This window comes from Clostridium simiarum (assembly GCF_018919175.1).
Taxonomy (GTDB): Bacteria; Bacillota; Clostridia; order Clostridiales; family Clostridiaceae; genus Clostridium_L; species Clostridium_L simiarum.
Map to the genome: position 1 here is coordinate 212906 of NZ_JAHLQL010000002.1, position 26172 is coordinate 239077.

The window sequence follows — 26172 nt, forward strand, 5'->3', positions numbered from 1 at the left end:
TATTATAGGGGGAGGATTGTGGATTGTTTTATATAAATTAAAAATTTGTATAGTATATTTTAGATGAATTAACGTTAATACTTTTATACTCAATGAGGGTATGACCTAAGTTGAAATGATGTAAAACACCTTGACAGTAATATTATAAAGTTATAAAATAAATGTGTACAAGTTTATAAAGTAATGTCATACAATTTTATAAAGATAAAGTTGCACAATGGCGTGCAATTATAAAGAGTGATGAAGCTCCTTAAGATTTTCTTAGGGGGCTTTTATTTTTTTATTAACTTAAAATCTATATTTAGGAAGTGAAAGTATGAGTAATTTTAAAGTAGGACCTAATGTTTATTTTGGAGCTGGAAAGCTTGAAGAACTTAGAAAACTTGATTGCAAAAGAGTATTTATTGTAACAGATCCATTTATGGTGACCTCAGGAACAATAAATAAAGTTACAGAAAATTTAGAGGCTGCAAATATTGAATTTGCTATTTTTTCAGACATAGTTCCAGATCCACCACTTGAAATAGTTTCAAAGGGTATTAAAAAAATGGATGAATTCAATCCGGAAGCAGTAATTGCACTAGGGGGCGGTTCTGCAATTGACGCAGCTAAGGCTATAATTTATTTTAGAAGTCTTATAAGTAAAGGGTTAAATCAAGGTGTAGAACATAAAAAAGTTGTATTTATAGCTATACCAACAACTAGTGGCACAGGCTCTGAAGTTACAGCATTTTCAGTTATAACTGATAAAAAACATAATGTTAAGTATCCATTAGTTGAGGAATCCATGGTACCAGATATGGCTATATTAGATGCAAATCTTGTAAAAACAGTTCCGAACTTTATAACTGCGGATACAGGTATGGATGTTCTAACTCATGCCATAGAGGCGTATGTGTCTACAGAACATTCTGATTTTAGTGATGCTTTAGCTGAAAAGGCTATAAAATTAGTATTTAATTACTTAGAAAAGGCATATAAAAATGGAGAGGATTTAGAGGCAAGAGAAAAAATGCATAATGCTTCTTGTATAGCAGGAATGGCATTTACCAATGCTTCCCTTGGAATAAACCATAGTATGGCACACATATTAGGTGGCAGATTCCATATCCCTCATGGAAAGGCAAATGCAATATTATTACCATATGTTATAGAATACAATGCAGATTTAAGCTTTAATAACAGAAATGAATATAGTGATACTGCAAAAAGATATGCTGAAATCGCTAGATTTTTAAACCTAACAAGCAGCAATAATGTTAGAGAAGGGGTTAAAGCTTTAATAAGAGCTATAAATTCCCTAAGAAAATCTTTAGGGATACCATCTAGTATTAAAGAAGTTAATATAAGTAAAAAAGATTTTGAAGACAATATAGAAGATCTTTCAAAGATTGCATTAAATGATGGCTGCACAGCAACTAGTCCAAGGAAGCCAACAGTGGAAGAACTTAATATATTGTTTAAAAAAGTATACGAAGGAAAATAATTGAGATATAAACTTAAAAAGGTTTTCAAAAACATTTGACAATTAAAGTATTTAATATTATAATTTCAGTATAAGTTAATAAATATTAATTGTGCAATGGCGTACGATTATTAATTAGAGCAATGGAGCTCCTTAAAATACATTGATTGTTATTTAAGGGGCTTTTTATACTTTTAAATAGGAGTGGGGTGGGAAGTTTGGAAGAAAAGCAAAGAGTTATACAGGAATACGTACCTGGAAAACAAGTTACATTAGCTCACTTAATTGCACATCCTAATAAATCAATATATAAAAAATTAGGACTTAAAGAAGAAGGTTCAGAGGCAATAGGAATACTAACAATAACCCCAAGCGAGGCAGCTATAATAGCAGCAGATGTTGCAACTAAAGCAGCTGGAGTTGAGATAGGTTTTGTAGATAGGTTTAGTGGATCTTTAATAGTAACTGGAGATGTTTCAAGTGTAGAGGCTTCTTTAAGAGAAGTTTGCAATGTACTTAAAAACATTTTACATTTTTCTATTACAGATATAACAAAATCCTAGGGGGAAGAAGTATTGAAAAAAATAATGCTTATAGGATCTATTGGAGCAGGAAAAACTACATTAACTCAAGCTCTAAAAAATGAAATAATAGAATATAAGAAAACTCAGTCTATAGAGTTTGATGACTATATAATAGATACACCAGGAGAGTATATTGATAATAAAGTGTACTATAATGCACTAGTAGTAACATCAGCAGATGCAGACGTAATTGGATTAGTTCAGGATTCCACTGATGAAACAAGCAGTTTTCCACCGAGTTTTGGTAATATGTTTAATAAGGAAGTTATAGGTATTTGTACTAAAATTGATTTATGCGAAAGCGAAGAAAACTTAAAAAGAAGTGAAGAATTTTTATCCTCAGCAGGGGCACAATATGTATTTGGTGTAAGCGCTATAAATAATGAAAAAATTGAGGAATTAAAAAAATATTTGGATTTTGATTAAAGTTTTATGATAAAATGATTTTAAAGAAATACCTTACACTTATATTCAAATATATTTATCCAAAAGAGGTGGAATAAAATGGCGAAAAGGATTGTAATAGCCGATGATGAACCTATTACAAGAATGGATTTAAGGGAAATGTTAGAAGAAGAAGGTTACAATGTAGTAGCTGAAGCTTCAGATGGGTTTGACGTTATAGAACTTGCTAGAAAACATTTGCCAGATTTAATAATCATGGATATAAAAATGCCGCTTTTAGATGGTTTAAATGCAGCTAAGATAATTTTAAAAGAGGAACTGGCTTGTGAGATAATACTTTTAAGTGCTTATAGTGACAAAAGCTTTATAGAAAAAGCTAAAGAGGTAGGGGTTATAGGTTATTTAGTAAAACCTATAGATAACAAGTCTTTAGTTGCAACTATAGAAGTTTGTTTATCAAGACATAAGGAAATTAAAGAGATAAAGAAAAATGTTAAAGTTTTAGAAAAAAAATTAGAATCACGAAAAATCATAGAAAAAGCTAAAGGCATACTTATGATTAAAAATGGGATGTCTGAAAATGATGCTTACATACATATAAGAGATATAAGCATGAAAAAGAGAACAACTATGGAAGAAATAGCTAGAATAATAATAATTAGTGAAGAAGAAACTTAAAAAGTAGGAATAGATATGGAAAAAATAAGGGATATATGTCTAAAGTATACTTCTTTAAATGAGAGTGATATTGAAATAATACAAAGTATAGCAAAGACCCTTCAATTTGTAGCTGATTCTGCAAAAGCAGATGTTTTTATAGATTGCATGGTGAAAAATGACAAAAATGCAGCCATAGTAGTTGCAAGTGCAAAGACTAGAGGAGCACAATCTTTTTATAAAGAAGAGGTTGTAGGTAAACTTGCTATAAGAGAAAATGAACCAGCTGTACTAAGGACATTGCAGACAGGTATACCTTCAAGGGACATAAAGGCTACTACACAAGAGGATATATTGGTTAAACAAAACGTTGAACCAATAAAAAATCATAATGATAAAGTTATTGCAGTTATTATTTCAGAACAAGATGTTACTGAAGATTTAAAGGGAAGTAAAAAACTAGAGATATTGGCAGAAACCAATGAGGAGTTATTATCTCAGATAGAAGGCAAAAAAGGAAGACTTGGAGATGGAAACATAACATACCATATAGATGATGCCATACTCATATTTGATGAGGATGGAGTTTTAAGGTTTAAGAACCCTGTAGCTGAAGAATTATACAATAAACTTGGGTATCATCAGGAATTAGTTGGTATGGATTTTTCAAACCTATCTTTATCCAAGTATACTATAGCTGAACTAATTGAAGGGAAGGCTATAGATTCAGAGGAGATAGATATTGGGGAGATGTCTTTTCAAATAAAGTACATTGTCCAAAGCAGTAAAGTTTTAAAGTTAGTAATGCTTGTAAGAGATATTACAGATTTAAAAGAAAAAGAAAGAGAACTTGTTTTAAAATCTGTAGTAATAAAAGAAATTCATCACAGGGTAAAAAATAATCTTCAAACCATAGCAAGCCTTTTAAGACTTCAATCCAGAAGGATTAAAGGAAAAGAGTTTAGAGCAGCTATAGATGATAGTATAAATAGGATTTTAAGTATAGCTATAACCCATGAAATGCTTGCTAAAGAAGGTATTGATGATGTTAATATAAAAGAAGTTATAAATAAGATTAAATCTTATATGATAAGTTTTGAAAAAAACGAAAACTTAAATTTAGTAATTGAAGTTATAGGGGATGACTTAACTATTAGTTCAGATAAATCTACAGCTATATCATTAATAGTAAATGAAGCTATACAAAATTGTTTAAAACATGCTTTTGTAGGTAGAGAAAATGGAAAGATAATAGTGGAAGTAGAAAAAGGAAATGTTTACTCAAAGATATCTGTAATTGATGATGGAATTGGATTTAATGTGGCTTCTGTATCGCAAAGTAGTCTAGGGCTTATGATAATTAATAGTTTAGTTTCAGATAAGCTAAAAGGACAGCTAGATATTCAATCCACAGCCAATGGAACTACTATTACTTTTGACTTTAAAAATTAAATATAGTAACTCAAAGACAAAGATGTTTTTGTGTATAAAAGGCAATGAAGCCCAAAATATTTATTAGATAACATTTTAATATGTGCTAATGAATATTTTGGGCTTTATTTTATAAATAGATATTTTACACCTAACTTTAGCAAATTTGTGAAAAATTAAACTTTATTTTTCATAAATTTAATAAATATTAAAAAATAAGAAAGGAGGAGTCCGTATTTAATAACTTATAACTTATTGTACTTAAAAGTTATATAACGGAGAGTGATATGAAAGAACAAATTTTAAGTGTAGGTATTGATATTGGAACCTCTACAACCCAACTTGTATTTAGCAATATTACAATTGAAAACACAGCTAGCAACTTTTCTGTACCAAGAGTAAATATTGTAGATAAAGAGATTATATATAGAAGCGAAATTTACTTTACACCACTTATTACTCAAAAGAAAATAGATAAAGAAAAAGTAAAAGAGATAATAAAAAGCGAGTATGAAAAAGCAGGAGTAAGTATAAGCGATGTAAAAACTGGTGCAGTAATAATAACAGGAGAAACTGCAAGAAAAGAAAATGCTAATGATGTTTTGCAAACACTAAGCGGTTTTGCTGGGGATTTTGTTGTTGCAACAGCAGGGCCTGATCTAGAATCAATTATTGCAGGAAGAGGCGCTGGGGCAGATAAGGTGTCAGATGAAGAAAATGCATATGTTGTAAATGTTGATATAGGCGGAGGAACTTCTAACTTAGCACTATTTAAAAATGGTGAGCTTGTAGACACAGGATGCATGGATATAGGTGGAAGACTTATAAAAATAGATATAAATACTAAGAAAATATACTATATCTATCCTAAAATTAAGGAATTAGCAGAGTCTATAGGTGTTCAAATAGAGGTTGGAGATACCGCAGATATAGATAAACTTAGAAAAATTGCAAGAAAGATGACAGAAATATTAGAAGAGGCTGTTTGTATAAGAGAAAGAAGTAAGATGTATGATAATCTTCAAACTAATAAAGGAATAAAAGACGGCTATAACATAGAATATGTAACTTTTTCAGGTGGTGTAGCTGATTACATATACAGTGAAGATTATAGTGACTACTTTAAATTCGGAGATATGGGAGTAATTTTAGGAGAAGAGATAAAAAAATCTAGTTTATTATCAAAAATAAAATTAAAACCAGCCATTGAAACCATAAGGGCAACAGTAGTTGGAGCAGGATCTCATACAACAGATATTAGTGGTAGCACAATTACTTATACAACAGAAGATGTGTTTCCAATTAAGAATCTTCCAGTATTAAAGTTGTCAAATGATGATGAAAGTAACGGATTTGAGTTTTTAGGTAAATCAATAAAAGAAAAAATAAATTGGTTTAATGTAGAAAATCAAAATCAGTTAGTAGCAGTAGCTTTAAAAGGGAGTAAAAATCCTTCTTTTATAGATATACAAAATTTAGCAACCTCAATTATAAATGGAATGGAATCTTTAATAAGCAGTAACTATCCTCTATTTATAATTGTTGAAAATGATATAGCCAAGGTTCTAGGACAAACTATCTATGCAAAATTAGGTAGAAAAAACAATGTAATATGTATAGATAGCGTGAAGGTAGAAAATGGAGACTATATTGATATTGGGAAACCACTTGTAAATGGGAAGGTTGTACCAGTAGTAATCAAAACCTTAGTATTTAATTCATAATTTTATTTAGGGGAGTGAAGAAAGTGATACTTAAAACTAAATTGTTTGGAAAAATGTATCAGTTTAAGGATGTTAAAGAAGTATTAGCAAAAGCTAATGAAGAAAAATCCGGAGATAAGTTAGCCGGAGTAGCTGCAGAAACAGCTCAAGAAAGAGTTGCAGCAAAAGTTGTATTAAGCAATCTAACCGTTGCAGATATAAGAAACAACCCAGTTGTTCCTTATGAAATGGATGAGGTTACAAGAATAATACAAGATGCAGTAAATGAAAAAATATATGGTGAAATTAAGAATTGGACAATTTCAGAACTTAGAGAGTGGATTTTAGCTGAAACTACAACAGGTGCTGATATAAGAAGAATTTCAAGAGGACTTACAAGTGAAGTTATAGCAGCAGTTGCAAAGCTTATGTCTAATTTAGATTTAATATATGGAGCTGAAAAGATAAAGATAACAGCTCATTGTAATACTACAATAGGTGAAGAAGGAAGATTATCCGTAAGATTACAACCAAATCACCCAACAGATGATGTTGATGGAATAGTTGCTTCTTTATTAGAAGGATTAACTTTTGGAATAGGTGATGCACTTATAGGATTAAACCCAGTTGATGATACAGTTGGAAGTGTAGTTAAGATATTAAAGAAATTTGAAGAGGTAAAACAAACTTATGAAATACCAACTCAAAACTGTGTTTTAGCTCACGTAACAACTCAAATGGAAGCTATAAGACAAGGAGCTCCAACAGACTTAATATTCCAAAGTATAGCAGGATCTCAAAAGGGAAATGCAGCTTTTGGTGTTACAGGTGATTTGTTAGAAGAAGCTAGACAATTAGCATTAACAGAAGGAACAGCAGCAGGACCAAATGTTATGTATTTTGAAACAGGACAAGGTTCCGAATTATCAGCAGAAGCACATTTTGGTGCAGACCAAGTAACAATGGAAGCTAGATGTTATGGATTTGCTAAGAAATTCAACCCATTTGTAGTTAATACAGTTGTTGGATTTATAGGACCAGAATATTTATATGACAGTAAGCAAGTTATAAGAGCAGGACTTGAAGATCACTTCATGGGTAAATTAACTGGAATACCAATGGGATGTGACGTTTGTTATACAAACCATATGAAGGCAGACCAAAATGATGTAGAAAACTTAGCTGTATTATTAGCTACAGCAGGATGTACTTACTTTATGGGAATACCTCACGGAGATGACGTAATGCTTAACTACCAAACTACAGGATACCATGAAACAGCAACATTAAGAGAATTATTAAATAAAAGACCAATTGCTGAGTTTGAAGCTTGGTTAGAAAAATGGGAATTCATAAAGAATGGAAGATTGACATCAAGAGCAGGGGATGCTTCTATATTTCTTAAAAAGTAACGGGAGGTAAAGACATGTTTTCAGAAAATGATTTAAAAAAATTAGTAGAGCAAGTTTTAGTAGAAATGACTACAAAAGATGGCATGAATATTCAAAGTGAACCTAAGAAAAATGAAGAAAATATAGCTGTAGATGAAAATGGGATGATTCCTGACATCACAGAGGTTGATATAAAGTCAACTCTTTTAGTAGAAAACCCAGAAGATAGAGAAGGTTACTTAAAAATGAAAAAACACACTCCAGCAAGACTTGGTGTTGGAAAAGCTGGAGCGAGATATAAAACAGAGACAGTACTTAGATTTAGAGCAGACCATGCGGCTGCACAAGATGCTGTATTTACAGATGTTGATGAAGAATTATTAAAAGAGATGGATTTAGAAATAGTTCAAACTATGTGTTCATCTAAAGATGAGTTTATAACTAGACCAGACCTTGGAAGAAAGCTTTCAAGAGAAGAGTTAGATAAATTAAAATCTTACAAAAGAAATCCACAAGTACAAATATATGTTTCAGACGGATTAAGCTCAAAAGCTATAGAAGCTAACGTTAAAAGCATATTACCAGCATTAATACAAGGACTTGAAGGATATGGAATATCTGTAGGAAAGCCTTTCTTCGTAAAACTTGGAAGAGTTGGGGTTATGGATGTTATATCTGAAGAGTTTGGAGCTGATGTAACCTGTGTTCTTATAGGAGAAAGACCAGGTCTTGTAACAGCAGAGAGTATGAGTGCTTACATAGCTTACAAAGGAACAGTAGGAATGGAAGAGTCAAGAAGAACAGTTGTATCTAACATACATAGTGGTGGTACTCCTGCAGTTGAAGCTGGAGCTTATATAGCTGACATTATAAAGCTTATGTTAGAGAAGAAGGCAAGTGGACTAGACTTAAAATTATAATTCAAGGAGGACATTGTTATGAAAAATGATCAACTTCGTCCATCAGTATTGAGTGTTAAGTTAATACCTAATGTTAATGCTGATATGGCTAGAGAGTTTAATTTAAAACCTGAACATAAAAGTATAGGAATATTAACAGCTGATTGTGATGATGTTACTTATACTGCATTAGATGAAGCTACTAAATCTGTAGATGTTGAAGTAGTTTATGCAAAATCATTCTATGGTGGAGCTGCAAATGCAAACAGTAAACTTGCAGGTGAAGTTATAGGAATTATAGCAGGACCAAGTCCAGCGGAAGTTAGAAGTGGATTAAATGTAGCAGTTGACTTTATAGAAAGCGGAGTGGCTACATTCTATAGTGCTAATGATGATGATTCTATCCCATATTATGCACAATGTGTATCAAGAACAGGTTCATATCTTTCTAAAACAGCAGGAATAAAAGAAGGTGAAGCATTAGCTTACTTAATAGCTCCACCACTAGAAGCAATGTACGCATTAGATGCAGCTATGAAAGCAGCAGCAGTTGAATTAAAGGCATTCTTTGGACCACCATCTGAGACAAATTTCGGTGGAGGATTATTAACAGGAAGTCAATCAGCATGTAAGGCAGCTTGTGATGCTTTTGCAACAGCAGTTAAATTTGTAGCAGAGAATCCTAGAGAATACTAAAATTAGATGAAAAATTTAAATAAATCTACTTTAGGTTTTTTAGAAACTTATGGATTTGTTGCTGCTGTAGAAGGTCTTGATGTAGCCTTAAAATCTGCAAATGTGGAGCTTGTTAGCTGTGAATTTATAGGTAGTGGAATAGTTACAGTTGTACTTACAGGAGATGTAGCATCTGTAAAGGCTTCTATAGAGGCTGCATGTACAGCAATAGATAGGATAGGAACTTTAAGAAGTGCCCATGTAATAGCTAGGGGCGATGAACAAGTTTGGAACATGTTAAATAAAGAAACTGAAGAAAAAAATGCAGATACTTTAAAAAAAGATTTCTTGGAAAAAGTAGATGAAACCGAAAAAATAGGAACTTCAGTAAAGGTTGAAGATTCTGAAAGCATAGGGGAGTCTGCAAAAGTAAAAGATACTAAAAAATTAGAAGAGTCTAAGAAGATTGAATCTGTAAAAGAGAGCATAGAAATTAATGAAAATATAGAGAATCAAGATGCTGACCTAAATAAGAGCCTAGAAGTTGAAGAAATTATGAAAATGTCAAAAGAAGAACTAGAGGCATTAAAGGTTCAAGAGCTTAGAACTGTGGCTAGAAATTTGAAGGAACAACATAAATTTTCTCTAACTAAAAAACAAATTAAGTTTAGCAAAAAAGATCAACTTGTAGAAGCTATACTTAATGAGCAGTAGGAGGAGTAGACAATGGAACTTTTAGATAAAGATTTATTATCATTACAAGAGACAAGGACACTTATATCTAAGGCTAAAAAAGCTCATGATATATACAAAACATTTTCTCAAGAAAAGGTTGATTCAATAGTTAAAGCTGTAACAGAGGCTGCTGAAAAAGAAGCTGTTAGATTAGCTAAAATGGCTTCTGAAGAAACAGGATTTGGAATATGGCAAGATAAAGTAGTAAAGAATACTTTTGCAAGCAGAGTAGTTTATGAAAGCATGAAAGATTTAAAAACAGTTGGAATAATAAACGAAAATGAAGAAGAAAAGTATTTTGAAGTTGGTGTATCACTTGGAGTTATAGCTGCATTAATACCATCAACTAATCCAACATCAACAACAATTTACAAAACTTTGATCTCATTAAAATCAGGAAATGCTATAGTAATTTCAGCACATCCAAATGCTAAGAATTGTATTGTTGAAACAGCAAAGATATTAAGCGATGCGGCAACTAAAGCTGGAGCACCAGAAGGATTAATAGGTTATACTACAATGCCTTCACTAGGAGCAACTACAGAACTTATGAAGCATAAAGACACAGCTCTTATCTTAGCCACAGGTGGAGAAGCAATGGTAAAGGCTGCATATAGTTCAGGAACACCAGCTATAGGAGTTGGACCAGGAAATGGACCATCATTTATAGATAAATCAGCAGATGTTAAGTTAGCTGTTAAGAGAATACTAGCTAGTAAGACTTTTGATAACGGAGTAATTTGTGCATCAGAACAATCAATAGTTGTTGAAAGTTGCATGAAAGAAGCTGTTAAAGAAGAACTTATAAGACAAGGTGCTTACTTCTTAAATGAAGAGGAGTCTAAAAAGCTTGGTAAGTTTATACTAAGAGCAAATGGAACTATGAACCCACAAATAGTTGGTAAAAGTGTAGAAAAGCTTGCTGAAATGTCTGGCCTTAATGTTAAAAAAGGTGCTAGAGTATTAATTTCTGAAGAAACTACAGTGGGTAAGAATAATCCTTACTCAAGAGAAAAACTTACACCTATATTAGCTTTCTATACAGTAGATAACTTAGAAAAAGGAATTGAACTTTGTGTAGAAATATTAATGAATGAAGGAAAAGGACATACTTCAACACTTCACACAGAAGATAAAGAAGTTGTAAAAGCTTTTGCACTTAGAATGCCAGTAGCTAGATTACTTGTTAACACTTCAGGTACCCTTGGTGGAATAGGAGCAACTACTAATCTAGTTCCAGCACTTACACTAGGTTGTGGAGCTATTGGAGGAAGTTCAACTTCTGATAATATAGGACCTTTAAATCTATTAAATATTAAAAGAGTTGCTTTTGGAGTTAAAGAGCAAGAAGAAGTTACAGGAATTAAAGCTCCAGAAGTTAAGGGAAATGAAACTTCAATGTCTAAAGATCAATTAGAGTTAATAATAAGAAAAGTTGTTGAACAATTATCAACACTTTCTTAAAAAATAAATTTTAAAATATAAATAAAAGGTAAAACTTAAGGAGGATATTAAAATGGCAAATATGAACGCATTAGGAATGATAGAAACTAAAGGATTAGTAGGAGCAATAGAAGCAGCAGACGCAATGGTTAAAGCTGCAAACGTAACTTTAATAGGTAAAGAACAAATAGGTGCAGGACTTGTTACAGTAATGGTAAGAGGAGATGTTGGAGCTGTTAAAGCTGCTACAGATGCAGGAGCTGCTGCTGCTGAAAGAGTTGGAGAATTAGTATCTGTTCACGTAATACCAAGACCACATGGTGAAGTTGAAGTTATACTTCCAAAAGCTGCACTATAAAATTAAATTATAAAAAAATATTTTAAACTCCATTTATCATGCTCATGAACTTATTTTAATTAGTCATGGGCATGATTAGAATAATAAGAAAACATCTTATAAAGGATGTGAATTAATGAGTGTTTTAACAGAAAGTACTTTAAGAAGTAAACTTAAAAATCAAGATATTAGTGAATATGTAGTTGAAAAGGGAGTTATAGTAACTCCATCAGCAAAGCAATATCTTCAAGATAAGAAGATAAAATTAGTATATAAAGACCAGGTAAACACTAATGAGGCAGTTAAAAGTGCAAATATATCAGAAGTTAAAGAAAAAACATTTGTACCTAAATATGAGCATTTAAATGGCGGCTTATTTGAAAATAAGCCAGAACATATGACTCAGCTTAATGGAAACAAATTGGTATGTAAGGATCATAAACGAATAGTATTAAGAGGAAGACTTGATTCATTACAATCTAAAATATTAAGAGCGCAAATTTTATGTAAAAATTTAAATGAAAAGGTAGTTCTACAAGATCTAGAAGAAATTTTAGCCTATGTAAGAAAGATATTAGAGTGTGAAGTAACAGAAAAACCATTGCCAGAGGTTAAGCTTATAGGATTAGATGAAAAAGAGCTTAGAGCCTATTCTCATAATCCTAAAAAGTACTTAAATACTGATCATATAATATTCCCAAGCTATGAAATGGGAGATATAGTTATAGAACTAAACAGGTTAAGAACTGAAAGTAGAGAAGTGGAGATAGTAGCCTTTAGCGCATTTAAAAGTGAAGACGGAGAGCTTTCAAGAAATGATATAGCACTAGCCATGAATAGACTTAGTAGTTGTTTTTATGTAATGATGTGCAAGTTTGTTTCAGGGAAGTACAAATAAGAGGTGAAAGTAATGGAAATATCTAACTTAGAAATTAATTATATAATTGATGAAGTAATAAAAAGATTAAAAGAAAAAAAAGACGATAAAGGAATATTAGTAGAAGCATCAGGAAAGCATGTTCATCTTTCTCAAAAGGATGTTGATGTATTATTCGGACCTGGATATGAATTAAAAAAGCAAAGAGATTTATCTCAACCAGGACAATATCTTTGTGAAGAAAAAGTTACCTTAATAGGTCCTAAAGGTGTAATGCAAAATGTTGCTGTATTAGGACCTGTAAGAAAAGATACACAGGTTGAAATTTCTAAAAGTGATGCTGTTTTACTAGGAGTTAAGGCTCCAGTTAGAATGTCAGGAGATATAAAGCAAAGTGCCCCTATCAGTTTAGCTACTAAAACAGCAGCTATTACAATAGAAGAGGGCGTAATAGTGGCTAAAAGACATTTACATATAACGCCAGAAGAAGCATTAAAATACGGAATAAAAAACAATGATATCATTAAGTTTAAAGTTAATAGTGATAGAAGTTTAATTTTTGATGAGGTAGCAGTTAGAGTAAGTGATAAATTTAGCACTGTAGTTCACATAGATTATGATGAGGCAAATGCATGTGGATTTGTTAAAGGTATGCGTGGAGAAATACTTAAATAAAGAGGTTAATTATGATAAATTTAAGTAGAGTTGATAAACTTATAAAGGAAGTTGAAGACTCAATAAAAAGCCCTAGAAAAATTCATAAGGATGAGGAACTGTATGTAGGTGTAGACTTAGGTACAGCTTATATAGTAATAGTGGTTTTAGATAGTGAGAAAAAACCAGTTGCCTGTGAGATGCAATTTGCTCAAGTAGTTAGAGATGGTTTGGTTGTAGACTTTATAGGAGCTACTAATATAGTAAAAGACCTTAAAAGAAAATTAGAAGATAAGTTAGGTGTTGAACTTACAAAGGCGGCAATAGCAGTACCACCAGGAACTGACGAAAGAGATATAAAAACTCATTCTTATGTAATTGAAGGCGCTGGTATGGAAGTTATATCTGTAGAAGACGAGCCAACTGCTGCAAATGCTGTATTGCAAATTGATAATGGAGTAGTTGTGGATGTTGGAGGAGGAACTACAGGTCTTTCTATATTTAAAGATGGAAAGGTTATATATACTGCAGATGAAGCTACTGGAGGTACACAACTATCTTTAGTAGTATCAGGTGCTTATAAGATTCCTTTTGAAGAAGCTGAACAAAAGAAAAAAGATGCTAAAAATCAAGAGGAGATCTTCCATATTGTAACACCAGTAATTCAAAAGATAGCATCTATTATTAAAACACATATAAAGGGATTTGATGTAGAGGAAATCTATTTAGTTGGCGGTACATGTTGTCTGAAAGAATTTGAAAAAGTAATTCAAAAAGAAACAAGAATAAGTACAGTTAAGCCATCCAATCCATTTTTAGTTACTCCTTTAGGAATTGCAATGAATTGTGCTACTAATCATTTTAATATGAGATGAAAGGAGTTGAAACTGTGAATAAGGATATACTAGTGGACACTATAACTAAAGAAGTTATGAAAAGAATAAAACTTATGATGGACAGTAATAGTGACCTTGAAAAAAGGGTACTAATATTAGAAGAGACTAAGGATTTATGTCCTATAGTTAAAGGTAAGATAGAAGAAGAGAGAATATCAGTAGATTATATAGATAACATGAAAGATATAAACTCTTACGAATTTATATTAATACAAAACCTTTCTAATAATGAATTGATTAATATATCAAGAGGATATGTAAGTTCATCTAAAGAGAGTGTAATCTTAGACCTTCTTTTAAAAGGCAAAAAAATATATGCACTAGAAAAAGGATTACAATATAAAAAGTATGACAGCACATCACCTAAAGCATTATTAGAAGTTTTTAAAGGTTATAAAGATAAGCTAGCATCTTTTGGAGTTGAATTTACATCTTTAAGAAGCATTTTAAGCAAATCTAAAGATTGTAAAGAATCTTGTGTCATAGAGAAAACTATAAGTGCAGGTATTTCTAAAGTACAAGAGGTAGATAATAATTCTTTAAGTCAAGTATTAAGTAAGAGGTTAATTTCAGAAGTTGATGTACGAGACTTAAAGAAAGAAGGCATAGGCGAGATTATAGTTCCTAAAAAATCTATAGTAACTCCACTTGCAAAGGATTTTGCTAGAGTAAATAATATTAAGATTAAGATAGAAGGTTAATCAAAGAGGAAAGGGGAGCTGAATATGTTTATAGGGCAAGTAACAGGAAACTTATGGGCAACTAGAAAAGATGAAAACCTTAATGGTTTTAAGTTTTTAGTTGTAAGAAAGTTAGACTTTAAAGGTGAACTTACTGATGAGGCAATTGTAGCAGTGGATTCTGTAGGTGCAGGATTCGGGGATCAAGTTCTTGTAGTTGGAGGAAGCTCTGCTAGATATGTACTTGAAGAAAATAAGGCTCCAATTGATGCAACTATAGTAGCTATTATAGATACTTTGGAAATTGAAGAATAACAAATAGATATGGAGATTGAATTTATGAAAAAGGCTTTAGGGATATTAGAGTTTAGTAGCATATCAAAGGGTATAGAAGTAAGTGATGTACTTTTAAAAGCTTCTTTTGTGGAAGTAGAAATACTAAAGCATATATGCCCTGGAAAATTTTTAACTATAATTTCAGGTGAAACTGAGGAAGTAAAAGAAGCTATAGAAAAAGCTAAGGGTAAAGAAGAAAAAAAGTTAGTTGAAGGTACTGTTATAACAAATGCTAGTTACGAAATGCTAAATGCGTTAAAAAAAAGACCTACAATAATAAATTTTAATGCCATAGGTATAATGGAATTTAATACTATGGCTTCTGCATTAATAGCGCTGGATATAGCTTTAAAATCTTCTGATGTTCAGCTTGTTAAATTAGTTTTAGGAAATGGTATTGCTGGAAAAGCTTATTTCATAATTAACGGATCTGTATCCAGTGTTGAAGAAGGCATAGGAGCATCTAAAGCCCATGTAAGCCCTAATAAAATAATTCATAGTGCAGTAATCCCCTCCCCAAGTGAATTTCTTTTAAAGAATTTATAAGTTTAAAATCTATTTTGATATTAAAGAGTAAGTACATAATAAAGTTTTACAAAGATGATTTAAAATAAAAAAGGGGTGTACCAGATGAACGTTAACGAAATTATTGTATATATTATGATGGCATTTTTAGTAATAGGAGCTATAGACAAACTTTTAGGAAATAAGTTTGGATATGGTGAGCAATTTGAAGAAGGATTTATGGCTATGGGATCTCTTGCTTTAGCTATGGTAGGAGCTATTTGTCTAGCACCAGTTTTAGCAAATGTGTTAAAGCCAATAGTAGTTCCAGTTTATAAAGCATTAGGAGCAGACCCATCAATGTTTGCTACAACTTTACTTGCTTGTGACATGGGTGGATATCAATTGGCTCAAGAATTAGCAGAAAATGCGGCAGTAGGACCATTTGCAGGATTGATATTAGGATCAATGATGGGACCTACAATAGTTTTTACAATCCCAGTAGCACTTGGAATAATAAAAAAAGATGACCAAAAGTTTTTAGCTAGAGGAGTTTTAGCAGGTATCATAACAGTACCAGTTGGAACATTTGTAGGAGGAGTTTTAGCAGGACTTCCAGCCATGTTAGTACTTAAGAGTTTAACACCAATAATAATAGTTGCATTACTTATAGTTCTAGGATTAAAGCTAGCACCAGAAGGAATGATAAAAGGATTCACTTATTTCGGAAAGTTTATAACTATAGTAATAACTTTAGGACTTGCAGCTGCTGTATTACAAAAGACTACAGGAATTGTTTTAATAAAAGGTATGGCACCAATTGAAGAAGGACTTACTGTTGTTGGAGATATAGTTGTAATACTTGCAGGAGCATATCCTCTAGTACATTTTATAACAAAAGTATTCAAAAAACCTCTTATGAAAGTTGGATCATTACTTAAAATTAATGATGTTTCAGCAGCAGGTATGATAGCATCACTTGCAAACAGCATACCAATGTTTGGAATGATGAAAGATATGGATGAAAGAGGAAAAATCATTAACGTTGCTTTCGCAGTAAGTGCAGCCTTTGTATTTGGAGATCACTTAGGATTTGCAGCAGGGGTTAACCCAGGACTAATAGCACCTATGATAGTAGGTAAATTAGTAGGAGGTATAACAGCTGTAATTGTAGCTGTTATGATGACTAAGAATATCGTAGAAGCTAAAAAAGCTTAATATAAACAAGGATGTTACAAGGAACTTATAGGATGCAATAAAACTATAAGTTCCATAAAGTTCTAAGTACAAGAACAAGAAACTAAAAAGTTTAAAGGAGACATTATTATGGAAAATTTAAATGAAGCAATGATAGAAGAGATAGTAAGAAAACTAATAACAGAAAAATTAGGGGAAGCATCTAAAGAAAAAGCTCCTGAAATGGAAAGAAATGTAGATCAAAGTGGAGTTATTTCAATAAAGACAGAAACAGTTAAACCAGAAAAATTTGATACAGGAAAAGATGGAGATCAAGTTTATTTAAAAGATGTAATATCAGTACAAGAAAGTCCAAGATTAGGTTGCGGAATCATGGAAATGAAAGAAACTAGTTTCCCATGGACATTAAGATATGATGAAGTGGACTATATAATAGAAGGAAGATTAGAAATAGATATAAACGGTAAAAAAGTTGTTGGAAATAAAGGTGATATAATTTATATCCCAAGAGATTCTAAAATAAACTTTACAGTTCCAAACTACGCAAAGTTTATGTATGTAACATATCCAGCAGACTGGGCAGATCAAGAATAGTTTTAATGTAAAAAAAGTCAGCACTGCTGGCTTTTTTATTATGTACCAAATATGATATACCCTATTTTACTATTTGTACAATGATTGCCAAAGTGATACTTTTTAGTCTGCAATACCTTATTTTTATAACTTAGGACAAGTGCTCAAAGAGTAGGAGAGTACATTCATAACCTTATATAAGGGGGATTAGGCAGTTTTGTGTTATAAAGAAATTTATACTATAAACGATAAATAATCAAGAGTATAAAAAATGTAGGTATTGAGATTTATGAAAAAGGTTTTAGATGAATTAAATAAAATAAAAGTATTAGATAAAAGTGATATCGTAAATATTAGAAGTTATATAAATGATAAATATCCTGAAAATGCTGAAAAGGAAAATGCAATAATACTTTCAGATACTGTTGATAAAATTATATATAAAAGACTAGAGGGATTACCAGATAACATAAAGTTTTCTGTTAAAAACCATGTAATAAAAAATACCTTAGGTAAAGATAAGATATTGATTACTTTATGTGATATTTTTCAAACTTGTATAACAGAAGAAAATATAATAAAGAGCTTTAAAAATGAATTAATAAATTGGGTTGGATTAAATGCAAAAATCGAAATTACAGCAAAGGATATAAATAAACATTTGCAGTCAATAGGATTTAAAGATATAAGTTCAAGTGTGCTTATGGAACAAGAGTTGAATTTTGAAATTCAAGGGCATATGAATAATAGTATTGAAGAACTCCACGGTTTAAAGGATAAAAAGTTAAGAGATATTTTACCTAATTGGGTGACTAACTCAAAACACTTAAAAAGAGTAGGGTACATAGCTATTATAGTTATTTTTATTATACCTTTTTATAATTTCAGCAGAGGGCTTTATTTTACTAGCAATAAAGATAAAGAGAAAGTAGATAATTATGTTATTGAATCAGATAAAAAGGAAGATGTTGGAGTTAACCATCCTAATTTGCATCTGCCTGAATATATGAGATATGAGAAAGTAAATAAAGAAAAACTAAAAGAGTTTTTAAATAAACGGAATTCTCTCTTATGTACTGAGCCTTATTTTTCTACTATATTTTCTGTAGCTAAAGAGTTTAATTTAAATCCCATTGTACTTTTTGCTATAACAGGTCAGGAACAAAACTTTGTACCTAAAAGTGATAAAGATGCTGAAAAGATAGCTAATAATCCATTTAATGTATTTCATAGTTGGATGGAATATAACACTGATATAAATGATGCTTCTAGAATAGCTTCTAGAACCGTGATTAATCTATCTAAAAATCGAGAAGAAGATAAGGATCCTTTTTTATGGATAGGTAGAAAATATGCAGAAGACCCAAGATGGGGTAAAGGCGTAAGGCTTATTTTTGAAGAATTAACTGAATATATAAAGTAGGTATGTGAAAAGAATATAAGTAGAGTCTTTATTAGGAATTTGTGAACTATGAACTTTTAAAAGTTCGTAGTTTTTTTATGGAAATATCAGAGAGGATATATTGAATTTAAATAGAATATGGTTTTAAGATTTAAAATTATAATAGAATAAAAAATATTTAATGTAGTTATAAAAAGAAAAAGAACATATAAATTTAAAGTTAAATTAAGTTAAAATAAACTAAAAAATATGACAAAATTCTACAAAGATTTTAATAAGAAACTGGTATAATTATATCCGGAAAAAAGTACAGAGTAATTATAACCTGGTTTTAAGCTTAAAGGTTTAATTAACATGAGGATAAAAAAGGTTATATAAAGAAAGAAGATGATAATGCAAATATAAGTGAAGCTATTTTAAATTTGAAGGGATAGAAAGTAGGTGGAGGTAGGTTACCCAATATATTTTTAATTACCAAAGATAGGGTACAAAGAATATTGGGCATTTCAAGTTTCAAATAAGATATTGGTAAGAGGATAAAAAGAGGATACTAAATTGTAGAAGAAAGGGTGAATTTAATGGATATAAGTACAGAGGATTATGAGGTTAAAAATAATATCATATCATTTAAAGGGTTGCTACTTTCACTATTAGCAACTATTGGAATTTTAGTAGTTCAAGAAGTGGTAAGTATGTTTACAGGGGTTAGATATTTAGATAGCTATTTCTTTATAGGATGGGGGGTTTTCCCATTTGTTGCTTCTGTTGTATACTCAAAGTTTGCTACAGGCAAAGAAAATTTTACTATTATAATACTAATTGCATTTTTAAATTTTTTATTACCTTATGTTTTTTATTACTTTGCAGATGCACTTATGTTTTCAATTGAAAGTCAGGTTAGTTATTATGAAACCTTATCAGCAGTACCTATTTATAGTTATATTGCTATATTGTTTTATTATGATACTTTAATTATTGCTGGTTTGGAAATAACTGATATTACACTTTTAATTTTTAATTTAATTGGTTTTTGTTTTTACATACATTTTACTAGAAGAGAAGTATATAAGGTTAAATATAGTAAAATTGAGAATTGCAAGCACATAATTGAAAAAATGGGCAATAAAATGAGATTAGATATGGAAGATAATGATAAAGTTAAAATTTGATAAAACTAAATAAAGTTAGATTAGGGGAAGATAAGGATGTCAAATGACGTAAACTTAAGAGATGGTATTATTAGAGAAAATATTGAGAAAAGTAGTAATAGAGGTACAAAGGTATATAAGTACATGATTATAATATGTATACTACTTTTAGGCGGTTCATTAGTTATTAACTATATGCAAGATCCAGAGTTTTTTATTAGACCCACTATACTTAGTGCAATATTTATTGTACCTGTTATGATTTTTGCAATAATTTCCCAAGGTAAAAGTAAAAAATATTCAAGTGCTTTTGAAACACATCCTATATATATAACTTTAAAGAAAAGATTTAATTTAAATGACATCAATGATTTTGATGCTTTGGATAGTAAGATTACTAAGGAATACAAAGATAAAGTATTGTTTGAGGATAAAAGATTAAACCTTACTGCTACGGATTCATATATTATTAATGGAAAGCTAACAGGTTTGAATTTTAGTGTTTATGATGCAAGCAAGTTACTATTAGTGGAATTTAAACCTAAAAAGATTGCTGAATCACTTGTGCTCTTAGCCTTTAGAAAGAGGAAGTTAAATTACCTTGTTCTATATTTTGAAGACGATGTATTAGGAATTGAAGTTCTCAGTAAAAAGAATGGTAAAGAACTTAGTAATAAATTTGCAACTACATATAAAGTTTTAAGTGGTATTGATGCAAATATTCAAGGCTTTTATAATACAGATAGGGCTAAATTTATTGAGATGTGTAGAGGAGAAGCTGAAAAAGTTTATGGGAAAGTAAATTAGTACTTACTATTTCTAAAAAAGTTAGTAGAGTTTCAATAAGGAAAAACAACTATAGAGAGTATTTTAAATAATAAAATCATATTTTCTTTAGGTTGCCTAAGTATTTAATAAATTCTTAAGAATTAAATCATTATATTTTAAGGACTATGATCTATTATATTAGGAGCATAGTCTTTTTTTAGTAGAGTGATAATTTAATTTTAAAAGGGGCAGGGTGAATGATGAGTAGTGTTTTAAAAACCTATAACTTAACAAAATCATATAAAAATACTAATGTAGTAAATAAACTTAACATGTCCATAGAAAAAGGCGATATCTATGGATTTATTGGTAAAGATGGCGCAGGAAAAACTACAACTATTAAAATGATTACAGGACTTGTAAAACCTACAAGAGGGCAGATTAATTTATTAGGAGATATAAATAGAAATAAACAGGTTGAAAATTTCAAAAGAATAGGAGCTATAATTGAATATCCAGGTTCTTATGGAAATTTATCTGCTGAAGAAAATTTAAAAATCCACAAAAAACTTATGGGGATAAAGGATAAGAGCTCCATAAAAGAAACTCTGAAAATGGTGGGACTTGAAGATGTAGGAAGAAAACCTGTAAGGAAGTTTTCATTGGGAATGAAGCAAAGATTAGGTATTGCAAGAGTTCTTTTACATAAACCAGAGTTTATAATTTTAGATGAACCAACTAATGGTTTGGATCCTGTAGGTATAAAAGAAATTAGAGAGATAATCTTAGAATTAAACTCAAAGAGAGAAATTACATTTTTAATATCAAGCAATTCATTAAGTGAAGTAGAGGAGATGGTAAATAAGGTTGGGATTATGCGTAAGGGAAATTTATTAGAAGAGATTTCTTATGATGAAATACAAAAGAAAAATTTGACTGGAGGAAAGGCTAGTGCTTAATGTATTTTATTGCGAGATTTTAAAGTTAAAAAAATCATTTTTAATTTGGCTTATGATTTTTTTAATTTTTGGACTTAATTTAACATACTTTTTAACTAGAATTAATGATTCAGTTTTAGGGTGGAATGCATATATTTTAAATACAGAAATGATACTTTTTTCTTTCTTAGGTATAATATTATTTTTTATAGCAACTGGACATATAATTTGTAGAGAATATACTGAAAAAACAGTATCTATATTATACACTTACCCTATTAGTAGGATTAAAATTTTTATAGGTAAGTGTTTAGCCATAGTATTTATTATTCTTTTAATATATACATTAAACTTTCTATTTGTGTTTGGAGGAGGAATTCTACTATTAAAAGAAAGTGTAACTTCAGAGATCCTCTTGCTTCACCTAAAAATGAATTTATACTCTATAATATTTCAAACTATATTGGTACCAATTTGGGTCTTAATATCTAGTATTAGTAAAAGTACACCCCTATGCGCTATATTGGCAAGTGTTATAGCTGGAAGCAATGTGCTTTTATTAAGCTTTGAAAACCTACAAAAGTACTCTCCATTTATGCTTCCATTTATACCTTTAGCTACTGCTGTTAAAACAGGTGAGATCAATATAACCAGTAATAATATACTTCTAGCAGCTTGTACTTTTTTGTTTGCAATTATATTATGCTTAGGATATTACTTAAAGACGGATATATATTAACATTAAATAATTCTTCTCAGTGAACTACTGGGGAGATTTTTTTATTATTACAAATCTGTAATAATAATATTTATAGAATTGTAATAATAAAGATTTATCATTTAATATGTAGGATAGCTCTTAGAGCAATATAATATGATAAGAAAAGAGGGCATGGTATGGAACTAGTAAAGGTTATAGATATATGTAAAAGCTATGGAAAGGGAGAGACAAAGGTAGATGCATTAAAAAACATTAATTTTACTATAAATCAAGGAGAATTTATAGCTATAGTAGGTCCTTCAGGCTCTGGAAAGAGTACATTACTTCACTTACTTGGAGGAGTAGATGAACCTACCAGAGGAAAGATAATACTAGATGGAGTTGATATGTACTCTTTAAAAGAAAAGGAACTTGCTATACTTAGAAGAAGAAAAATAGGTTTTGTATTTCAATTCTATAATTTGATTCCAGTGCTTACTGCTGAAGAGAATTTAGAGATACCAGTTCTTTTAGATGGAAGGAAGCCAGATAAAAGATATAGTGAGGAGCTTTTAGATATATTGGATATAAAAGAAAGAAGAAATCATCTTCCATCAGAATTGTCCGGGGGACAGCAGCAAAGGGTATCTATAGGAAGAGCACTTTCTAATAAGCCTTCCATAGTACTTGCAGATGAACCTACTGGAAACTTAGATTCTAAGAACTCTAAGGAGATAATTGAACTTTTAAGATATTCAGCCAAAAAGTATAATCAAACTTTAGTTTTAATAACCCATGATTTAAACATAGCAAAGATGGCTAATAGGATAATAACTATAGAGGATGGCGAGATAAAAAGTGATGAGGTGATAGTTAGTGAAAAGCTATAATGAAATAACCTTGAGATATTTAAAGGGAAATAAAAAAAGAACTATATTAACCATAATAGGTATAATCTTAGCAGTATCTCTATTTTCAGGTATAGGAACATTTTTTTATAGTTTAAATGATGGGCTTATAGAAGAGGAAAGAAAAAACACAGGAAACTTTGAAGTTATATATTCAAAGGTAAAAGGGGAAAAATTAAAGACTCTAAGTAGTAATTTTGAGATATTAGACTTTGGAATTTCAAAAGACAGTACTGATATATTTAATATAAAAGGTTTTGATGAAGAGTATAAAATTTATTTATCTTATTATAACAGTAAAGCCTTTTATAATACATTTAACGGCAAATTAGTAGATGGAGAAGAACCTAAAAATCAAGATGAAATAATAATAGGAAAAAAATCTTCAAAGCGTTTAGATAAAAATCTAGGAGATTATATAAATTTAAAATTAGAGAATAGGGAAAGTAGATATAAAATAGTAGGATACTATGATGATAATGAAGATGCTCCTACAAAAAACTATATAGCTATAACTTTTATAAATGAGTCTTATATAGATAAGGATGAAAATTATAGTGTGTATGCAAATCTTAAAGAAAAGAAAGATAAACGTGGAGTAGGAAAAAAAGTTGGTAATAGTATTGGTTTGAGTGAAGAAGATATACGATTTAACGATGGATTACTTAGATTAATGCTTCAAGATAAAAATCAACTATTTAATGACTCTATGTATAAGATGTTGGCAGTGATTTTGTCTATAATAGTAATTTGCACTGTAGCAGTTATATATAATTCATTTAATATTTCTGTGGCAGAGAGGATAAATCAATTTGGAATCTTAAGATGCATAGGAGCTACACCTTCTAAAATAAGGAGATTAGTTTTCAAGGAAGGCTTTATTATGTGCATTATTGCAATACCTATAGGGATAATTGCAGGATATTTAGGTATTTACACTACTATAAAGTTAATGAATAAATCTGAGTTCTTTATATTTAATTTTTCAAAGGTAGGGTTTTATCCACAGGTTATAGTTATATCTATTGTTTTATCTGTTTTAACTGTAATATTATCTGTTATGGGCCCTGCCATAACCGCTTCAAAAATTGCTCCTATAGAAGCTGTAAGGAATTCAGCAAAGCTGAAAAAAGAAAGATTTAAAAGAAGAAATCCTAGATTTACAAGACTTTTATTTGGAATAGAAGGAGCAGTAGCCTATAAAAATATAAGAAGAAACAATAAAAGATTTTTAATTACTGTATTTTCATTAACTGTGTCCCTTGTGATGTTTGTAGTATTTACATCCTTAGCTAGATTGTCTAAGGATGTGGGAAATCAATTTTTTATAGACATGCCTGTGGAGGCCACTATAGAAAGCTATGAGGCTTTAAATAAAGATATGATTAAAAATATAGAAGAAAAGGATGAAATAAAAGAAATAGTATCCCCTATTACAAAAAAAGGAGATTTATATATAGAGGATTCTTACTTAAGGGAGGAATATTATAAGAATACTGGAGCACCTAAACCAGAAACTTATAATATAGATGGTAAAAACTATGTAGCTTTAAAAAAAGTGTCCTATGGTTCTTATGATAGTATATCTTTAGAAGAGATAAAAAAACATATAATTGAAGGTAAGATAGATGAAAAAGATTTAAATAACGGGGGAGTAGTATTAATAGATAGAAATATAGTGATTAATCAGAATAAGGAAACTGGACAAAAAGTTATTGAAAATATTACAAAGTATAAAGTAGGAGATAAGATAAGAATACCAAAGGTAGAGCATACCTTTCAAGGGGAAGAAAATTCTGAAGGTGATAGTATTGATTTTGAAAAAGAAAATAGGGAAGCTATTGAGAAAAATAATTTTATAGAAGCCACTATAGTTGCCATAGCAGACAGAGACCCCTTTAATAAAAAACTTAGCCATAATAGTATAAATCTTATATTTAGCAGGGATTATTTTAAAAAATCCTTTGGAGATTACCCAATAAAAAACCTAGGATTGAGATTCAAAGACAGGGCATCTAGAGATAATATTTATGAATATCTTGAAAATCTTTCAGAAGAATATGGTGTAGAATATGTTGATGTATACTCTTTAAAAGAAAAGACAGAAGGTGCTTCAAAACAAATCTATGTGTTTATATATGGGTTTATAATTATAGTTACAACCATAGCATTAGTAAATATAATAAATACAATAACAACAGGGCTTCTCCTTAGAAAAAACGAGTTCGCTACATTAAGTGCCATAGGTATGACAAAATCACAATTAGAAAAGATGGTAGCTTTAGAAGGGATACTCTATGGTATAATAACTAGTATTTTTGGTACAGTGATTTCTTATGGATTATATAAGCTTTTATTAAAGAGTTCCTCAGCCTTTGTAGAAATTAACACTAAGTTACCAATAGATGTATTCCTCGCTGGAGCTATAGCTATTATACTAATTACTTTGATAGCTTCAATGATACCTCTAAGAAAGTTGAAAAACATGAATATAGTAGAAAACATAAGGGCTCAAGAATAACTACAAATAAGCTAATTCTTTTTACTAGAATTAGCTTATTTGTAATTCATTTTATGAATATGACTATTAATTTTGTCCATGGCTACCACTGATAACAGTTGCTACTCAAAGAGTAAGCGATTCACACAAGATATAGCTCTTGGTTCTCTGCTTAATCGACTATTACCAAATCATAGATTTAGGATACCTGCTTAAAAAATTTATATTAATAACCTAGTATGAAAAGAGTATTTTTCAAAAGTAAACTCCATGGGACTCTAAGAATTATTTGATGTGTTTAAGATACCTTTTGTAGAGAAAAGTTGGTTTTTAGGATGATAGTAGCATAAGATATTCACAGCATAA

General features: G+C 30.3%; 27 protein-coding genes. All 27 read left to right on the top strand.

Features of this window, described 5'->3' with window-relative positions; translation table 11 throughout:
* The first annotated feature begins 316 nt into the window (after positions 1–316).
* The 27 genes from KQI89_RS08970 to KQI89_RS09100 all read left to right on the top strand — a co-directional run bounded on the left by KQI89_RS08970 (position 317) and on the right by KQI89_RS09100 (position 25827).
* Entirely contained in the window at positions 317–1486 is a 1170-nt protein-coding gene (locus KQI89_RS08970) for a 1-propanol dehydrogenase PduQ (protein ID WP_216456824.1), read from the top strand.
* 197 nt (positions 1487–1683) lie between these two features.
* Positions 1684–2028, top strand: coding sequence for an ethanolamine utilization microcompartment protein EutS (eutS, locus tag KQI89_RS08975; RefSeq protein ID WP_246583043.1), 345 nt, complete (start codon positions 1684–1686; stop codon positions 2026–2028).
* A gap of 12 nt (positions 2029–2040) precedes the next feature.
* Positions 2041–2475: a EutP/PduV family microcompartment system protein gene (locus KQI89_RS08980; protein WP_096877946.1), complete on the top strand. Its 435-nt coding sequence runs from the start codon at positions 2041–2043 to the stop codon at positions 2473–2475.
* Between the two features lie 78 nt (positions 2476–2553).
* The gene (locus KQI89_RS08985; RefSeq protein WP_216456826.1) at positions 2554–3132 is read left to right on the top strand and encodes an ANTAR domain-containing response regulator; all 579 of its coding nucleotides are present in this window, start codon (positions 2554–2556) and stop codon (positions 3130–3132) included.
* Between the two features lie 15 nt (positions 3133–3147).
* Positions 3148–4563, top strand: coding sequence for a sensor histidine kinase (locus KQI89_RS08990; RefSeq protein WP_032120529.1), 1416 nt, complete (start codon positions 3148–3150; stop codon positions 4561–4563).
* A gap of 266 nt (positions 4564–4829) precedes the next feature.
* Positions 4830–6266, top strand: coding sequence for an ethanolamine ammonia-lyase reactivating factor EutA (eutA, locus tag KQI89_RS08995; RefSeq protein ID WP_032120530.1), 1437 nt, complete (start codon positions 4830–4832; stop codon positions 6264–6266).
* Between the two features lie 23 nt (positions 6267–6289).
* The gene (locus KQI89_RS09000; RefSeq protein WP_216456827.1) at positions 6290–7657 is read left to right on the top strand and encodes an ethanolamine ammonia-lyase subunit EutB; all 1368 of its coding nucleotides are present in this window, start codon (positions 6290–6292) and stop codon (positions 7655–7657) included.
* A 14-nt stretch (positions 7658–7671) separates the two neighbouring features.
* Positions 7672–8556, top strand: coding sequence for an ethanolamine ammonia-lyase subunit EutC (gene eutC / locus KQI89_RS09005; protein WP_216456828.1), 885 nt, complete (start codon positions 7672–7674; stop codon positions 8554–8556).
* Positions 8557–8574: 18 nt separating this feature from the next.
* Positions 8575–9231 carry an ethanolamine utilization microcompartment protein EutL gene (eutL, locus tag KQI89_RS09010; protein WP_032120533.1) on the top strand — a complete coding sequence of 219 codons (657 nt, stop codon included), beginning with the start codon at positions 8575–8577 and terminating at the stop codon, positions 9229–9231.
* A gap of 6 nt (positions 9232–9237) precedes the next feature.
* Positions 9238–9924 (top strand): BMC domain-containing protein, encoded by a 687-nt coding sequence (locus tag KQI89_RS09015; RefSeq protein ID WP_216456829.1) that lies wholly within the window; start codon positions 9238–9240, stop codon positions 9922–9924.
* Positions 9925–9936: 12 nt separating this feature from the next.
* On the top strand, positions 9937–11409 hold the full coding sequence (locus KQI89_RS09020) for an acetaldehyde dehydrogenase (acetylating) (RefSeq protein ID WP_216456830.1): 1473 nt from the start codon (positions 9937–9939) through the stop codon (positions 11407–11409).
* 52 nt (positions 11410–11461) lie between these two features.
* Positions 11462–11746, top strand: coding sequence for an ethanolamine utilization microcompartment protein EutM (eutM, locus tag KQI89_RS09025; protein WP_032120535.1), 285 nt, complete (start codon positions 11462–11464; stop codon positions 11744–11746).
* 115 nt (positions 11747–11861) lie between these two features.
* Positions 11862–12623, top strand: a complete 762-nt coding sequence (locus tag KQI89_RS09030; protein WP_216456831.1) for a cobalamin adenosyltransferase — start codon at positions 11862–11864, stop codon at positions 12621–12623.
* Between the two features lie 12 nt (positions 12624–12635).
* Positions 12636–13277: an ethanolamine utilization phosphate acetyltransferase EutD gene (eutD, locus tag KQI89_RS09035; RefSeq protein ID WP_216456832.1), complete on the top strand. Its 642-nt coding sequence runs from the start codon at positions 12636–12638 to the stop codon at positions 13275–13277.
* Positions 13278–13288: 11 nt separating this feature from the next.
* Positions 13289–14131 (top strand): ethanolamine utilization protein EutJ, encoded by an 843-nt coding sequence (gene eutJ / locus KQI89_RS09040; protein ID WP_032120538.1) that lies wholly within the window; start codon positions 13289–13291, stop codon positions 14129–14131.
* Positions 14132–14145: 14 nt separating this feature from the next.
* Entirely contained in the window at positions 14146–14853 is a 708-nt protein-coding gene (locus KQI89_RS09045; protein ID WP_032120539.1) for a TIGR02536 family ethanolamine utilization protein, read from the top strand.
* Between the two features lie 24 nt (positions 14854–14877).
* Positions 14878–15147, top strand: a complete 270-nt coding sequence (locus KQI89_RS09050; RefSeq protein ID WP_032120540.1) for a EutN/CcmL family microcompartment protein — start codon at positions 14878–14880, stop codon at positions 15145–15147.
* A gap of 24 nt (positions 15148–15171) precedes the next feature.
* On the top strand, positions 15172–15714 hold the full coding sequence (locus KQI89_RS09055; protein WP_216456833.1) for a BMC domain-containing protein: 543 nt from the start codon (positions 15172–15174) through the stop codon (positions 15712–15714).
* A gap of 84 nt (positions 15715–15798) precedes the next feature.
* The gene (gene eutH / locus KQI89_RS09060; protein ID WP_216456834.1) at positions 15799–16890 is read left to right on the top strand and encodes an ethanolamine utilization protein EutH; all 1092 of its coding nucleotides are present in this window, start codon (positions 15799–15801) and stop codon (positions 16888–16890) included.
* Between the two features lie 108 nt (positions 16891–16998).
* A complete protein-coding gene (locus KQI89_RS09065) occupies positions 16999–17463 on the top strand; it encodes a cupin domain-containing protein (RefSeq protein WP_032120543.1) in 465 nt (154 codons plus the stop codon).
* Positions 17464–17731: 268 nt separating this feature from the next.
* Positions 17732–18865: a hypothetical protein gene (locus tag KQI89_RS09070; protein WP_216456835.1), complete on the top strand. Its 1134-nt coding sequence runs from the start codon at positions 17732–17734 to the stop codon at positions 18863–18865.
* Positions 18866–19422: 557 nt separating this feature from the next.
* Positions 19423–20013 carry a hypothetical protein gene (locus KQI89_RS09075; protein ID WP_216456836.1) on the top strand — a complete coding sequence of 197 codons (591 nt, stop codon included), beginning with the start codon at positions 19423–19425 and terminating at the stop codon, positions 20011–20013.
* 36 nt (positions 20014–20049) lie between these two features.
* Positions 20050–20799 (top strand): hypothetical protein, encoded by a 750-nt coding sequence (locus tag KQI89_RS09080; RefSeq protein WP_216456837.1) that lies wholly within the window; start codon positions 20050–20052, stop codon positions 20797–20799.
* A 221-nt stretch (positions 20800–21020) separates the two neighbouring features.
* The gene (locus KQI89_RS09085) at positions 21021–21719 is read left to right on the top strand and encodes an ATP-binding cassette domain-containing protein (RefSeq protein ID WP_216456838.1); all 699 of its coding nucleotides are present in this window, start codon (positions 21021–21023) and stop codon (positions 21717–21719) included.
* Positions 21712–22437 (top strand): ABC transporter permease, encoded by a 726-nt coding sequence (locus tag KQI89_RS09090; protein ID WP_216456839.1) that lies wholly within the window; start codon positions 21712–21714, stop codon positions 22435–22437. Before KQI89_RS09085 ends, KQI89_RS09090 begins: the two co-directional genes overlap by 8 nt.
* A gap of 158 nt (positions 22438–22595) precedes the next feature.
* Entirely contained in the window at positions 22596–23288 is a 693-nt protein-coding gene (locus KQI89_RS09095) for an ABC transporter ATP-binding protein (protein WP_216456840.1), read from the top strand.
* Complete coding sequence (locus tag KQI89_RS09100; protein WP_216456841.1) at positions 23275–25827, top strand: ABC transporter permease; 2553 nt, start codon at positions 23275–23277, stop codon at positions 25825–25827. Before KQI89_RS09095 ends, KQI89_RS09100 begins: the two co-directional genes overlap by 14 nt.
* Positions 25828–26172 lie beyond the last annotated feature (345 nt).

What these genes read in the sequence shown, in the direction of transcription:
- KQI89_RS09065 (WP_032120543.1), top strand. Translation starts at nt 16,999, where the DNA reads ATGGAAAATTTAAATGAAGCAATGATAGAAGAGATAGTAAGAAAACTA.
- KQI89_RS09015 (WP_216456829.1), top strand. Translation starts at nt 9,238, where the DNA reads ATGAAAAATTTAAATAAATCTACTTTAGGTTTTTTAGAAACTTATGGA.
- KQI89_RS09070 (WP_216456835.1), top strand. Translation starts at nt 17,732, where the DNA reads ATGAAAAAGGTTTTAGATGAATTAAATAAAATAAAAGTATTAGATAAA.
- eutD (WP_216456832.1), top strand. Translation starts at nt 12,636, where the DNA reads ATGGAAATATCTAACTTAGAAATTAATTATATAATTGATGAAGTAATA.
- eutL (WP_032120533.1), top strand. Translation starts at nt 8,575, where the DNA reads ATGAAAAATGATCAACTTCGTCCATCAGTATTGAGTGTTAAGTTAATA.
- KQI89_RS09085 (WP_216456838.1), top strand. Translation starts at nt 21,021, where the DNA reads ATGAGTAGTGTTTTAAAAACCTATAACTTAACAAAATCATATAAAAAT.
- KQI89_RS09055 (WP_216456833.1), top strand. Translation starts at nt 15,172, where the DNA reads ATGAAAAAGGCTTTAGGGATATTAGAGTTTAGTAGCATATCAAAGGGT.
- eutM (WP_032120535.1), top strand. Translation starts at nt 11,462, where the DNA reads ATGGCAAATATGAACGCATTAGGAATGATAGAAACTAAAGGATTAGTA.
- KQI89_RS08990 (WP_032120529.1), top strand. Translation starts at nt 3,148, where the DNA reads ATGGAAAAAATAAGGGATATATGTCTAAAGTATACTTCTTTAAATGAG.
- eutC (WP_216456828.1), top strand. Translation starts at nt 7,672, where the DNA reads ATGTTTTCAGAAAATGATTTAAAAAAATTAGTAGAGCAAGTTTTAGTA.
- KQI89_RS09020 (WP_216456830.1), top strand. Translation starts at nt 9,937, where the DNA reads ATGGAACTTTTAGATAAAGATTTATTATCATTACAAGAGACAAGGACA.
- eutA (WP_032120530.1), top strand. Translation starts at nt 4,830, where the DNA reads ATGAAAGAACAAATTTTAAGTGTAGGTATTGATATTGGAACCTCTACA.
- KQI89_RS09075 (WP_216456836.1), top strand. Translation starts at nt 19,423, where the DNA reads ATGGATATAAGTACAGAGGATTATGAGGTTAAAAATAATATCATATCA.
- eutJ (WP_032120538.1), top strand. Translation starts at nt 13,289, where the DNA reads ATGATAAATTTAAGTAGAGTTGATAAACTTATAAAGGAAGTTGAAGAC.
- KQI89_RS09095 (WP_216456840.1), top strand. Translation starts at nt 22,596, where the DNA reads ATGGAACTAGTAAAGGTTATAGATATATGTAAAAGCTATGGAAAGGGA.
- KQI89_RS09030 (WP_216456831.1), top strand. Translation starts at nt 11,862, where the DNA reads ATGAGTGTTTTAACAGAAAGTACTTTAAGAAGTAAACTTAAAAATCAA.
- KQI89_RS09080 (WP_216456837.1), top strand. Translation starts at nt 20,050, where the DNA reads ATGTCAAATGACGTAAACTTAAGAGATGGTATTATTAGAGAAAATATT.
- KQI89_RS08970 (WP_216456824.1), top strand. Translation starts at nt 317, where the DNA reads ATGAGTAATTTTAAAGTAGGACCTAATGTTTATTTTGGAGCTGGAAAG.
- KQI89_RS09050 (WP_032120540.1), top strand. Translation starts at nt 14,878, where the DNA reads ATGTTTATAGGGCAAGTAACAGGAAACTTATGGGCAACTAGAAAAGAT.
- KQI89_RS08985 (WP_216456826.1), top strand. Translation starts at nt 2,554, where the DNA reads ATGGCGAAAAGGATTGTAATAGCCGATGATGAACCTATTACAAGAATG.
- eutH (WP_216456834.1), top strand. Translation starts at nt 15,799, where the DNA reads ATGAACGTTAACGAAATTATTGTATATATTATGATGGCATTTTTAGTA.